8 protein-coding genes are annotated in these 13736 nt (G+C 74.5%); 5 read left to right on the top strand and 3 right to left on the bottom strand.

The features are described from left to right. Window positions 1-17: 17 nt before the first annotated feature. On the top strand, window positions 18-1274 hold the full coding sequence (locus tag ABZ495_RS00660; RefSeq protein ID WP_359803933.1) for an ROK family transcriptional regulator: 1257 nt from the start codon (window positions 18-20) through the stop codon (window positions 1272-1274). Between the two features lie 329 nt (window positions 1275-1603). After that, the gene (locus ABZ495_RS00655; protein WP_359803934.1) at window positions 1604-4171 is read left to right on the top strand and encodes a discoidin domain-containing protein; all 2568 of its coding nucleotides are present in this window, start codon (window positions 1604-1606) and stop codon (window positions 4169-4171) included. A gap of 125 nt (window positions 4172-4296) precedes the next feature. Here the strand turns inward: ABZ495_RS00655 and ABZ495_RS00650 are convergent, their stop codons facing one another. Next, window positions 4297-5613 carry a cytochrome P450 gene (locus tag ABZ495_RS00650; RefSeq protein ID WP_359803935.1) on the bottom strand — a complete coding sequence of 439 codons (1317 nt, stop codon included), beginning with the start codon at window positions 5611-5613 and terminating at the stop codon, window positions 4297-4299. A gap of 314 nt (window positions 5614-5927) precedes the next feature. After that, window positions 5928-9122, bottom strand: coding sequence for a M28 family peptidase (locus ABZ495_RS00645; RefSeq protein WP_359833744.1), 3195 nt, complete (start codon window positions 9120-9122; stop codon window positions 5928-5930). A gap of 308 nt (window positions 9123-9430) precedes the next feature. Between ABZ495_RS00645 and ABZ495_RS00640 the strand changes: the two genes are divergently transcribed. Further along, window positions 9431-10846, top strand: a complete 1416-nt coding sequence (locus tag ABZ495_RS00640) for a helix-turn-helix transcriptional regulator (protein ID WP_359833743.1) — start codon at window positions 9431-9433, stop codon at window positions 10844-10846. Between the two features lie 354 nt (window positions 10847-11200). Next, window positions 11201-11608, top strand: a complete 408-nt coding sequence (locus ABZ495_RS00635; protein ID WP_359803939.1) for a nuclear transport factor 2 family protein — start codon at window positions 11201-11203, stop codon at window positions 11606-11608. A 27-nt stretch (window positions 11609-11635) separates the two neighbouring features. On the opposite strand, the gene ABZ495_RS00630 is transcribed toward ABZ495_RS00635, so the two are convergent. After that, the gene (locus ABZ495_RS00630; protein ID WP_359833741.1) at window positions 11636-12667 is read right to left on the bottom strand and encodes a saccharopine dehydrogenase NADP-binding domain-containing protein; all 1032 of its coding nucleotides are present in this window, start codon (window positions 12665-12667) and stop codon (window positions 11636-11638) included. A gap of 100 nt (window positions 12668-12767) precedes the next feature. Between ABZ495_RS00630 and ABZ495_RS00625 the strand changes: the two genes are divergently transcribed. Beyond that, a complete protein-coding gene (locus ABZ495_RS00625) occupies window positions 12768-13715 on the top strand; it encodes a helix-turn-helix domain-containing protein (RefSeq protein ID WP_359833739.1) in 948 nt (315 codons plus the stop codon). Window positions 13716-13736: the final 21 nt, after the last annotated feature.

The following is a 13736-nucleotide window of genomic DNA, read 5'->3' as shown; positions in this document are numbered from 1 at the left end:
ATCAGGAGGGAGATGCCATGACCGAGCGAGGCAAGAAGACGGTGCGTGACCTGCGCAGGGGCAGCCGGTCGGCGCTGCTGCGGCGGCTGTACTTCGACGGGCCGCTCAGCCGGCAGGAGCTCGGCGTGATCACCGGGCTCAGTGCCGGTTCGATCAGCAACGTGACCGGCGAGCTGCTCGCCGACGGGCTGATCGAGGAGTGCGGCTCGGTGGAGTCGGACGGCGGCCGCCCCCGGATCCTGCTCCGGGTCGCCGCCGGGCGGGCCCGGCTGGTCGGCGTGGACGTCGGGGAGACGCAGGTCAGGGTCGCCCTGTTCGACCTGGCCCGGACCGAACTGGCCGCCAGCGACCGGCCGCTCTCCGACTGCGGCCACGACGTGGACCACGTGGTGGAGCTGATCCTGTCCGGACTGGCCGAGGTGCTGGAGCGCACCGGCACCGATCCGGCGACCGTGCTCGGCGTCGGCATCGGCGTCCCGGGCATCGTCGACCAGGGCGACCCGGCTCCGGACGGCCTCGGGATCGTCGTGCACAGCCAGACCGTCGGCTGGGAGGGCGTCCCGCTCGGCCGGCTGCTGAGAGCCGGTACCGACCTGCCGCTGTTCGTCGACAACGGCGCCAAGACGCTCGGCCAGGCCGAGATGTGGTTCGGCGCCGGGCGCGGGGTCCGGCACGCGGTGATCGCGCTGTTCGGCTCCGGGGTCGGCGCCTGCGTGATCGCCGACGGCGTGCGCTTCCGCGGCGCCACCAGCAGCGCCGGCGAGTGGGGCCACACCAAGGTGCATGTCGGCGGCCGGCGCTGCCGGTGCGGCGCGCGCGGCTGCCTGGAGGCGTACGTCGGCGCCGAGGCGCTGGTCGAGCGGTGGGGCGCGGCGCCGCCCGGCGGCGGCGAGAAGGCCGGGCTGGCCGCGCTGCTGGCGGCCGCCGAGGCGGGCGAGCCGGCGGCCACCGGGCTGCTGGCCGAGGCGGCGGAGTACCTGGGCGCGGCGATCGCGGACCTGGTCAACCTGTTCAACCCCGAGCGGATCGTGATCGGCGGCTGGGCGGGGCTGCTGCTGGGCCCCCGGCTGCTGCCCGCGATCCGCGCCGCCGCCACCGAGTACGCGCTGCGGTTCCCCCGGGAGCAGACCTCGATCGTGCTCGGCATGCTCGGGCCGGAGGCGGTCACCGTCGGCGCGGCGACCCTGCCGCTGACCGACTTCCTGGACTCCGGCGGGGAGTTCCCGCGTCGCGCCGAACCGCGGGCCCGGGAGGTGCGGGCCACTCCCGCCTGACCTGGCTTCTTCCGCTGATCCGTTGGCACACCAGCAAGTTCACGGTGTGAGGAAAGTCGGCGCGAAGGGTTGACACCCCCGATCGGCAGCCCCGAGACTCCCGGTCGGGGGCGCTCCCCGAGCCCGGACGACGGGCCGGTGGCGCTCCGTCGGACCTCCGGCGGCCGTCCACCCGTGCCCGGCCGGCCACCACCTGCCGAGCCCGGCCGGCCGGCCGTCGACCGCTGACCGCCCGGCCGCCCCGCCGTTCCCCCACGCCCGGTACCTGCGCCGCACCGGGTGCGGGGCGCGCCCCCACACCCCACCCACCCCCACCGCAGGAGAAGCCCATGAGGCTCGCTTCAGCACGCCCCCGCAGGGCCCCGGCCGCACTGGCCGGCCTCGCCCTGCTCTCGGGCGCCGTCCTGGCGCTGCCCGCGCCGGCCGCCCACGCCGCCGACGCCCTGATCTCCCAGGGCCGGGCGGTCACCGCCTCGTCCACCGAGAACGGCGCCACCCCGGCCGCCTACGCCGTCGACGGATCCACCGGCACCCGCTGGTCGTCCGCGGCGAGCGACCAGCAGTGGCTCCAGGTCGACCTCGGCGCCAGTGCCGCGCTCACCAAGGTGGTGCTCACCTGGGAGGCGGCGTACGGCCGTGCGTACCAGATCCAGGTCTCGGACGACGGATCGAGCTGGCGGACGCTCTACAGCACCACCACCGGTACCGGCGGCACCGAGACGCTCGCCGTCTCCGGCAGCGGCCGCTACGTCCGGATGAACGGCCTGGCCCGGGGCACCGGATACGGCTACTCGCTCTGGGAGTTCCAGGTCTACGGCGCCTTCACCCCCGGCGGCGCCGACTGCGGCAGCACCGACGCCGCCCAGGGCCGGCCCGCCACCGCCTCGTCCGCGGAGAACGCCGGCACGGCGGCCGGCAACGCCGTCGACGGCGACCCGGGCACCCGCTGGTCCTCCGCGGCGAGCGACCAGCAGTGGCTCCAGGTCGACCTCGGCTCGGTCCGCCCGCTCTGCCGGGTCGTCCTGAACTGGGAGGCGGCGTACGGGCGTTCCTACCAGCTCCAGACCTCGGACGACGGATCGAGCTGGCGGACGCTGTACGCCACCGCGACCGGTACCGGCGGCACCGAGACGCTCGCCGTCTCCGGCAGCGGCCGCTACGTCCGGATGAACGGGCAGGCCCGCGGCACCGCCTGGGGATACTCGCTCTGGGACTTCCGGGTCAACACCACCGACGGGCCGACCGTGCCGCCGGTCCAGGGCGGCGGCGACCTCGGCCCCAACGTGCTGGTCTTCGACCCCGCCACCCCCGGGATCCAGGCCAAGGTCGACGCGGTCTTCCACCAGCAGGAGGCCAACCAGTTCGGCAGCGAGCGCTACGCGCTGCTGTTCAAGCCGGGCACCTACAACAACCTCAACGCGCAGCTCGGCTTCTACACCTCGATCGCCGGCCTCGGCCTGAAGCCGGACGACACCACCATCAACGGCGATGTCACGGTGGACGCCGGCTGGTTCAACGGCAACGCGACGCAGAACTTCTGGCGCTCCGCCGAGAACCTCGCGCTCAACCCGGTCAACGGCACCGACCGCTGGGCGGTCGCCCAGGCGGCGCCGATGCGCCGGATGCACGTCAAGGGCGGCCTCAACCTGTCGCCCGACGGCTACGGCTGGGCCAGCGGCGGCTACATCGCCGACAGCCGGATCGACGGCACCGTCGGCAACTACTCCCAGCAGCAGTGGTACACCCGGGACAGCGCGGTCGGCGGCTTCTCCAACGGGGTCTGGAACCAGGTGTTCTCCGGCGTGCAGGGCGCCCCGGCGCAGGGCTTCCCCAACCCGCCCTACACCACGCTCGACAGCACACCGGTCTCCCGCGAGAAGCCGTTCCTCTACCTGGACGGCAACGACTACAAGGTGTTCGTCCCGGCCAAGCGGACCGACGCCCGCGGCGTCTCCTGGGACGGTACCCCGCAGGGCGGTTCGCGGCCGCTCAGCCAGTTCTACGTGGTCAAGCCGGGTGCCACTGCGGCGACCATCAACGCGGCGCTGGCCCAGGGGCTCGACCTGCTCTTCACCCCCGGCGTGTACCACGTCGACCGGCCGATCGAGGTGAACCGGCCCGACACCGTGGTGCTCGGCCTCGGCCTGGCCACCGTCGTCCCGGACAACGGGGTGACGGCGATCAAGGTGGCCGACGTCGACGGCGTCCGGCTCGCCGGTCTGCTGGTCGACGCCGGAGCGGTCAACTCGCCCTCCCTGGTGCAGATCGGGCCGGACAACGCCGCCGCCGACCACGCGGCCGACCCGACCACCCTCCAGGACGTGTTCATCCGGGTCGGCGGCGCCGGCCCCGGCTCCGCCACCGCCGGGATCGTGGTCAACAGTGACGACGTGATCGTCGACCACAGCTGGATCTGGCGGGCCGACCACGGCGCCGGGGTCGGCTGGACCACCAACCCCTCCGACTACGGCCTGCTGGTGCGCGGGGACGACGTGCTCGCCACCGGCCTGTTCGTGGAGCACTTCAAGAAGTACGACGTCGAGTGGTCCGGCGAGCGCGGCCGGACGGTCTTCTTCCAGAACGAGAAGGCGTACGACGCGCCGAACCAGGCGGCCGTGCAGAACGGCGCGACCAAGGGCTTCGCGGCCTACAAGGTCGACGATGGCGTGACCACCCACGAGGGCTGGGGCCTCGGCAGCTACTGCTACTTCAACGTGGACCCGACCATCCGGATGGACCACGGCTTCGAGGTCCCGGTCCGGCCCGGGGTGCGCCTGCACGACCTGTCGGTGGTCTCGCTCGGCGGCAACGGCCAGTACGAGCACGTGGTCAACGGCACCGGTGGCGCGACCTCCGGCACCGCCACCGTCCCGTCCACCGTGGTCGCCTTCCCCTGACCGGTCCCTGACCCGACCCTGACCCGGCCCTGAACGCCCTGACGGCCCCTGAACTGACCGGCCCTGCACTGACCGTCTCCGACCGGCCGTCCCCGACGGTCGCCCCGCAGGCCGGCCCGCCCCGGTCACGCTCCCGCGAGCGTGGCCGGGGCGGGCCCGTCGGGCCGGACGGTGATCCCGTACGCGGAGCCGGTGGGGACGGCGAGCAGCCGCGGGCTGTGCTCCAGCAGGAGTTCGACCAGGGCGGTGGTCTCCCGCACGGCGAACTGGGTGCCCAGGCAGGCGCGCGCGCCGAGCCCGAAGGGGTAGTAGGCGCCCAGGTGGGCGGGCTTGCGGCCGGGGGAGGTGAACCGGGCCGGGTCGAAGCGCTCCGGGTCGGGCCACAACTCCGCGTCCCGGTGGGTCAGATAGGGGCAGACCAGCAGGTCCGTACCGGCCTCGATCCGGTGGCCCGCCAGGGTGTCGGCCTCCGCCGCGTGCCGGGGCAGGATCCAGGCGGAGGGGTAGAGCCGCAGGGTCTCGCTGACCAGCGCCTGCACCGCCTCGCGCCGCCCGGCCGAGCCCTCGGGGCCGGCCGCCAGCGCCCACGCGCGGGCCCCGGGGTTCCCGTCGAGCAACAGGAAGAGCCAGGTCAGTGTGGTGGCGGTGGTCTCGTGCCCGGCGACCAGCAGGGTCACCAGCTCGTCGCGGATCAACCGGTCGGTGTACTCGGGGTGTTCGTCGGCGGCCTCGACCAGCACCCGGAGCAGGCCGTCGCCCGCCGGGTCGCGCCGGGCGGCGTCGATCGCGGCGTGCGCGACGGCGTCGATCCTGGCCAGGTCCTCGGCGACCGCGTCCCGGGCGTCGGCGCCGTCCGCGGGCAGCGTCGGCAGCGCGGCCACCACCCGCGCCACCGACGCGAGTTCGCGGTCGGTCCGGTCGTCCAGCGGGCGGCCGGTGAGGGCGCGCCAGATGGTGTCGAGGGCGAAGTGCCGCATCTCCTCGCCGAGGTCGAAGCGCTCGCCGGTGCGGGCGTACCCGGCCCAGCGGTCGGCGGCGCGGCGGGCGGCCTCGGCGATCCGCCGCTCGTAGCGGCGCATCCCCGGTCCGGTGAACTGGGACTGTAGCATCCGCCGTTGGCGCTTCCAGGCCTCTCCGGTGGCGGACAGGACGCCCTCGCCGGCCAGCATCCGGGCCCGGTGGGAGCGCTTGACGTAGCGGTCCGGGTGCCGCCCGAGCACGTGCTGCACCGCCTCCGGATCGGTGACCAGCACGGTGGGGGCCGGTCCGAGCCGGAACGCCGCGACGCCGCCCAGCTCCCGGTGGGCGAGCGCGAGCAGCTCGACCAGCTCGGACCCCTCGGCCCGCCACCGGGTGACGGCCTCGGCCGGCAGTTCGGGAACGGGCCGGGCGGCCCCGTCGGCGGGCGGCGGGACGGGGACGGGGTGGGCTTCGGTGGCCACGGCGCTTCTCCTCTGCCGGCACGGTCGACTGCTGGGCGGGGCACGGGCCCCGGCCTGACTGTACGTCAGCGCACGGTCACCGCGCGCCGCCCTGCCGCCGGGCGTAGGTGTTGCGGGCCCCGGCCGCACCGCCGGGGCCCGCAACGACGGCGGGGTTCCGATCCGCCCGGACGGCAGTGCCGACCGGATCGGGTGCCGACCGGGGCCGCACCCCGTCGTGCGCCCGGTGACCCCCGCCGAACAGACGGCCGGGCCGCGGTTCGTCCCCCTCGACGAACCGCGGCCCGGCCCGGCCCGACGGCCTCCGGATCAGGTCAGATCTGCTGCCAGAGGGCCGGGACGATGTTGGGCTCCCAGCCGACCTGGGCGGTGTGGCCCTGGATGCAGCGGTAGCTGACACCGTTCCAGGTGACCACGTCACCCGCGCTGTAGGTGGTGCCCGGCGTCCAGGTGCCGCCCGGGTTGCCCGGGTCGGTGCCGACCACCAGCGAGTACGTGGTGCTGTGGGTGGCCGAGCCGGTACCGGTCACCGTGATGGTGTAGGTGCCGGCCTGGACGCCGGAGCCGACCGAGACGTTCAGCGTCGCGGAGGAGCCGGACTGCACCGAGGACGGGCTGACCGACACGGTGACCCCGCTGGGCGCGCCCGAGGCGGTGAGGTTCACCGTCTGGGCGGAGCCGGAGGTGGTGGCGGTGGAGACCGTGGCGCTGGTGCTCCCGCCCGGGAGGGCGTTGCCGGTGGTCGGGTTCACCGCGACCGAGAAGTCGTTGGTCGGGATGGGCCCGGTGCCGACCGAGGTCTTCCACAGGGTGTACGCGACGCCGTCGGCGCTGCGGTCCAGGGCGGTGGCGTTGATGTTGCTGGTGGTGTCGCACGCCTGGTGGTAGCAGGAGTCGTACGCCCGGTTGGCGGTGCCGCCCCACTTGGTCGCCTGGGCCGCGGTCTTGACGGCGCTGGCGCCGGCCGCGTAGCCGGAGGTGGGGATGCCGCCCTGCTGGAAGGAGTAGTCGTCGGAGCGGCCCTGGCCCTCGACGTTCTCCTCGGGCTGGATGCCCAGGGAGTCCCAGTAGGCCTTCATCGGGGCGGAGGTGGCGGAGCCGATGTTGTTGATGAAGTAGCCGGCGTTGGGCGAGCCGACCATGTCGAAGTTGTAGTAGCCCTTGATGGCGCTGCGCTGGGTGGAGCCCAGCTGGTTGACGTAGTGCTGCGAGCCCTGCAGGCCCTGCTCCTCACCCGTCCACCAGGCGAACCGGACGTGCCGGGTCAGGGTGGGGTTCTGCTGGGCGAGGGTCAGCGCGTTCTCCAGCAGGACGGCGGAGCCGGAGCCGTTGTCGTTGATGCCCGGGCCGGCGGCGACGCTGTCGAGGTGGGCGCCGAACATGGTCACCTGGTCGGCCGGGCCGCCCGGCCAGTCCGCGATCAGGTTGTTGGAGCTGTAGGTGCAGGAGGTGCAGGTCTGCTCGCTGACGGTGTAGCCGGCGGCCTGCAGCTTGCCCTTGATGTAGGCGAGCGACTGGCTGTGGCCGGCCGAGCCGGCCCGGCGGTTGCCGCCGTTCTGCGAGGCGATGGTGTTCAGCTGGGCGAGGTGCGCCTGGACGTTGGCGACGCTGATGTCGGGCACGCCGGGGTTGGGGTTCCCGTTGCCGACCGTCAGCGTGTACTGCGCGCTGTGGGTGGCGGAACCGGTGCCGGTCACCGTGAGCACGTAGGTGCCGGGGGTGGCCGAGGAGGAGGCCGAGACGTTCAGCGTCGCGGAGGAGCCGGCCTGCACGGAGGACGGGCTGACCGAGGCGGTGACGCCGGCCGGGGCGCCGGAGACGGCCAGGTTGACGGCCTGGGCGGTGCCCGAGGTGACCGCGGTGCTCACCGTGGCGCTGGTGGCGGCGCCGGGCTGCACGGAGCCGGCGGTCGGGTTGACCAGCAGCGAGTAGTCGTTGGTGCCGGACGGCGTGCAGGTGGGCTCACCGCTCTGGGCGGGGACGCTGATCGCGTCCCAGGCCGCCTTGGTGCGGGTGAACAGGCCGCAGCCGGGGTCGAGGCTCTTGGCCGCGGTCAGCGTGGTGACCCGGTACTTCTTGTAGGTCATGCCGCTGGTCTTGAGCAGCATGCCGCCGTAGAAGATCCGCCCGGCGTCCTTGATGCCGACGCCGGTCACCGAGGAGTTGTTGCAGGTCGGGCTGGTGGGCTTGCCGCCGCCCGGGTTGGAGCCCTCGGAGAGCAGGTAGAACCAGTGGTTCAGCGGGCCGGCCGCCGCGTGCACCTCGGTGCTCGGGATCGAGGACGAGTAGCAGTTGGGGTTGTTGCCCACCAGCGAGGGGTTGTACATGTTGCGGATCGGCCCGCTGCCGACCAGGTTGATCATCTCGCCGACGGTGTAGTCCGGGTTGTCGTACGGGGACGGCTCGTTGGCGTACGCCTCGGTCAGCGCGCCGAAGATGTCGCCGGTGCCCTCGCCGAGGCCGTTCTCGTTGTTGGCGCCGCCCGGCGTGTACTGGTCGATGCCGTGGCCGAACTCGTGGCCGACCACGTCGATGGAGGCGATCCACTCGTTGGCGTTGTTGTGGCCGATCGAGACGGAGGAGCCGTCCCAGTAGGCGTTGACGTCGTTCAGGCCCACCTTGACCGGCCAGCTGCCGCCGTTGCCGTTGTGGCCGTTGCGGCCCAGCCAGTCGCGGAGCATGTCCCACTCCTTCTGCGCCGCGAACATCACGTCGGCGCAGCCGGTCTCCTTGCTGGTCGGGTTGCCGGTGCCCCAGGAGTCGCTGGACTTGGAGAACACCTGGCCGGAGCTGTAGTCCGCACAGCTCAGCCCGGACCGGCTCGGGTCGCGCAGCGAGTAGGTGCTGCCCGAGGCGGTGGTGTTGATGGTGACCGGGGCCGGGCCGTTCCACTTGCTGTTGGCGGTACCGGCCTTGACGTCGTCGTAGCTGTCGATCACCTCGCCGGTGCGGGCGTCGACGAAGACGTGCAGCCGGCTCGGGGCCGCGCCGGTCCGGCCGGTGAGCACGGTCTCCCAGGCGAGCCGCCCGGTGCCGTCCTGCACCTTGACCACCAGGCGGCGGGTGTCGACGCCGTCGACGGCGGCCAGCCGGGTGCGTGCGGTCTTCTCCGCCTGGGCGGCGCTGATCGCGGCCTTGGTCGGGCCGCCGACCGGACCGGTGGCGGCGGACTGGAGGCCGCGGACCCTGCCCTGGCCGTCGGCTATGACGACGGCGTCGCCGCCGACCACCGGCAGGCCCTGGTAGGTGCGCTCGTAGGCCACGGAGTAGAGGCCGCCGAGCCACGGGGTGACGGACTGGCGCTCGTAGGTCTCGCCCGGGCCCTTGGCCAGGGCGTCCAGGCCCGCCGCGGCCGCCTGGTCGGCGGCGGAGACGGCGGCGGCCAGGGCGCTCGGCGGCGCGCTGACGGCCGGGCCGGGCTGGGCGGCGGCCTGTCCGACCGCGGTGGCGGTCAGCATGCCGGCCAGGACGGTCAGGGTGGTTCCCGCCGTCAGTAATCTGCGTTTCATTCCGAGGCTCCTCGAACGTGGGGGTGCTCGACCGCGGACGACGTGCCTGTCTGGCGCTCACCGCGGGGCCGCATCGGGGGACGGCCGTTGCGGGCGTCCGCGCTCGGGTGCCGGAACACTCACATGCCGTCATGCCCCGGTCAACGGCTGCGGCATGGCTTCCGTGCAGTTGGCAAGTTCTGTCAAGCTGCGGGTTTTGTGAAGAGGTTGAGACCAAGAGGTTGAGACCACCTCATGTACGGAGCCCGCCCGGTCCAGTACCGTCCTGTCCATCGGAAGGACCGGAACCGACTCGGGAGGGCAGCCCCGTGCACCGGAGCCACACCGACGTACCGTCCGTCGGTCCGCCGCCGGCCGACCCGCTCTGGCGCGCCTTCGGCGCCCGGCTGCGGCACTGGCGCCGCCGGGCCGGCCTCACCCAGGCCCAGCTCGGCGCCGAGATCGGCTACGACCACACCGCCGTCAGCAAGCTCGAACACGGCGCCCGCCGGACCACCCCGCGGATCGCCGAGCGGCTGGACGGTCTGCTCGGCGCCGGCGGCGAACTGCGCACCGCCTGCCTGCGGGCCGAGGAGGGGGACGCGGGGGAGTGGGACCGGCCAGCCCCGGCCGCCCCGCCAGCCCCGCCCGGACCGGCCGGCTGGGCCCGCCCGCCACTGCCCGGCAGCCCCGCCGCCCCGCCCTCGCCGCTGCCGCCGCTCGCGGCCGGCGGCCCGCCCCGCCGGCTCCCCGACTACGGGCTGCTCTGCCCGCTGCACGGCGCGACCGGCTGCGCCGTCCCCGAGGCCGCCGAACTCGCCGCCCTGCACGCCGCGTTCTGCGCCGCCGCCCCGGACACCGCGCCGCCGCTGGACGCCGACACCGCACACGCCCTCACCGGCCTGCTCGCCGCCCACCTGCGCGCCGGCGAGGCGCCCGCCGGGCCCGGCACGGCCGCCGTCGAGGAGACCCTGCGGGCGATCCTGCGCCGGCTCGGCGGCACCACCGACGCCCGGGCCCGCCAGGCGCTCGCCCGGCTCGCCGCCGAGTACGCGCACGCGGCCGGTGGGCTGCGGATGCAGCACGGCCGCAACGCCACCGCGATGGCCTGCTTCGACCGCGCGCTCACCTGGTCCGAACTGGCCGACGACCCGGCCACCCAGGTCGCCGCGCTGAGCGACATGAGCACCCTCGCCCGGCTCGACGGCGACCCGGCCGCCGCGCTCGGCTACGCCCGCGAGATCGCCCGGGCCGCGCCCGGCCGGCACTGGGCCGGCGCGATGTCCCAGATCGGCCAGGCCCGGGCGCACGCCCTGGCGGGGGACGTCCGCGCGACCGTCCGGCACATCGGCCGCGCCCGGCTGCACCTCGACCACATCGGCGAGCACGACGAGACCGACGCGCCCTGGCTCTCCATCGCCTCGATGCGGCTGCGGGTCGAGTCGGCCGCCGCCGCCGCACTGCGCGACGCCTCCGCGGCCGTCGGGGACCACCGGCTGGCGCTGCGCGCCGTGGACGCCGCCGACACCGCGCTGCGGCTGCTCGCCCCGGACCAACTGCCCTCCACCCGCCTGCTGTTCACCATCCGGATGGCCGACTGCCACCTGTGTGCCCATGACCCGCGGACTGCCGTGGAGCTGCTCGCCCCGGTCCTGGACGAGGCGACCGCGCTGCCCGCCCTCGCCCGCCACGAACTGCGCGGGCTGCGCATCCGGCTGGGCGCCCACGGGCTGGCGGTATCTTGACGAAGGCGCCCCGCGCTCCGGGATCTCCTGCGCCTGCTGAGGCCGGTGCGCCCGGCGCCGGGCGGGTCGGCCGGCAGGCGGGTCGCAGTGGCGTTCCACGGGTCAATGTGGCGGCTGTGTTTCGCTCCTGTGACGTGCGGTTTTCGGAATGCCCCGAGGCCGCCGAATCCCCGGTCCGGCCGTTGAGAGATCGTCCCGGCGTTCCTAGAATCGGGCGGCGGAGAACGTCGGCCGCGGGCCCCGGCCGGCAGCCCCGTCACCGGGGTGCACTCAGCTGACGCGACGTCAGGTCACCGGTGCGGTCGAGGTCCGGGTGCCGGACCCCCGCCCCGACTTCCCTGCCGAGGAGACCGCATGGCCGCCGACCTGTCCCCGACCGACGCCGAGCAGATCCGCCAGCTGCTCGCCCGCTTCCCGCACGCCTTCGACAACGCCGACACCAGGGCGCTGGGTGAGGTCTTCACCGCCGACGGAGTGCTCGAACTCGCCCGCACCGGAGCGGTGTTCAGCGGACTGGAGAAGATCCGGGTGTTCAGCCGCGACCTCGGCAGCCGGTCCCCCGACCAGCACACCCTGGACAGCGTGCTCACCGTCGAGCCGGACGGCACCGTCCGGGGCCACAGCCGCTACCTGGCGATCCAGTTCGACGGGACGGTCCACAACGGGGACTGGTTCGACGTCTACGTCCGCACCGGGGACGGCTGGCGGATCGCCCACCGCCGCTCCGTCCCCCGCTACCCGCTGCGCGCCGGTGAGGCGTAGCGGGTAGCGGGGGACGGCCGAGCGGCGTCAGTGCGGGAGCTCGACCGAGAGGTGCGGGCCCAGCGCCCGCAGGAAGTCCGCCGCGTCGAACATCGCGCCGGCCGAGGCGACCCCGGTGGTGCGGCTCCGGCCGGTCAGCAGGCGCTCGACGGCCTCCACCGCCAGCGGGGCGGTGATCGCGTAGATGTCCCGGCCGCGGGCGGTGGCCCGGCGCCCGACCCCGCCGGACTCGATCAGGACGTCGACGACGAAGCTCTGGTCCGACCGGCCCAGGTCGTCGACCGCCTCCGGGGCCGGGGTGTCCGGGCCGGCGAGGTCACCCGCGGCCTCGACGGTCATGTAGGTGCGGACCTCCGGCACGGCCAGGTGGCTGGGTACCGTGACGACGTCGGCCATGGTGAACTCCCCGAGCACCGCGCGGGTACCCAGCGGCGCGGGGAACGTCCACTGCTGCTCGGACGGCGCGTCGTCGTGGTACCGCAGCGCGCCGTCCGCGAACCTCACCCGGCGGCCCGCGCGGCGCTCGTGGGACACCCGGCCGGCCTCCCGGGTGCCCGGCGTGGGGTGCCAGCTGTCCAGCCCGTACGCGACGTGCACGAGGTCCGCCGAGGTCCACTCGCCCATCGCGGCGGTGACCAGCAGGTCGCCCAGGCCGCCGTAGAAGGCCATCGCCGGGACGACCGGGGTGCCGGCCTCCCGGGCGGCGTCCGCGTGGTCGGCGAAGGTCGCGGCGTTCGCCTCGATCTCCGCCGCGACGTCGACGTAGGGGATCCCCGCGCGGATCGCGGCCTCGACGACCGGGCCGCCGGTCACCGCGAACGGTCCGGCGCAGTTGACGACCGCCGCCGCCCCGGCGAGGGCGCGGTCCAGCGAGGCCGGGTCGTCCACGGTGGCCGGCCGGACCTCGGTACCGGGCCACTCGGCCGCGAGCGCCTCCAACTGGGCCGCGTTGCGGCCGGAGAGGACGGGGGCGAAGCCACGCCGTCGCAACTCGGCCACCATGAAGCGACCGGTGTGCCCCGTCGCGCCGTAGACCACCACTGCAGCCGTCGTACCCATCGCTGTTCCCCGTTCTCGTCGTCCTGTCGACCCTCAGTCTGGTCGCCGGCGGGGCCCGGGTGTGATGGTCCGGAACGACAACACCCGTACACTTTCGGACATGCCCACTGTCGCGCTGCCGACCGCCGGAAACCTGCTGCACTTCGAACTGGGGGTGGCCTACGAGATCTTCGGCAATCCTCCGCGCGAGGCCGTGGACGGCTGGTACGACGTGGTGCTCTGCGGGCCCGGGCCGGTACGGGTCGGCCCGTTCGTCGTCGAGCCGGACCACGGGCTGGACCGCCTGGTGGACGCCGACACGGTGATCGTGCCCGCCTGGGCCGACGTCGACGAGCCGCCGCCCCCGGAGCTGGTCGAGGCGGTGCGCGCCGCGCACCGGGCCGGCGCCCGGGTGGCCTCGCTCTGCACCGGCGCGTTCGTGCTCGGCGCGGCGGGCCTGCTGGACGGCCGGCGGGCCACCACCCACTGGGCCCACACCGCTGAGCTGAGCGCCCGCCACCCGCTGGCCGTGGTCGACCCGGACGTGCTCTACACGGACAACGGCAGCGTGCTCACCTCCGCGGGCAAGGCGGCGGCCGTGGACCTCTGCCTGCACCTGATCCACCTCGACCACGGCGCCGGGATCGCCAACTCGGTCGCCCGTCGCCTGGTCATGCCGCCGCACCGCACGGGCGGTCAGGCCCAGTTCGTGGCCACGCCGGTGCAGGCGACGGGCGACCACCCGCTGACCCAGGTGCTCGCCTGGGCGCAGCAGCGGCTGGACCGGCCGCTGACCGTGACCGACCTGGCGCGGCGGGCGAACACCAGCCCGCGCAACCTCGGCCGGCAGTTCCGGTCGGTGCTCGGGCAGACACCGCTCCAGTGGCTGCTGAACCAGCGGGTCCGCCGGGCCCAGGAGTTGCTGGAGGCCACCGACGAGAGCGTCGAGGCGGTGGCCGTCGCCACCGGGATGGGGACGGCCACCACGCTGCGGCGCCAGTTCAAGCGGATCGTCGGCGTCCCGCCCAACAGCTACCGGGAGGCGTTCCGCAGCGCGAGGGCCGGCTGACCGGTCGGCGCCCGCCGCCGG

This window comes from Kitasatospora sp. NPDC005748 (assembly GCF_040630735.1).
Lineage (GTDB): Bacteria > Actinomycetota > Actinomycetes > Streptomycetales > Streptomycetaceae > Kitasatospora.
This window is presented reverse-complemented; position numbering and strand designations above follow the sequence as displayed.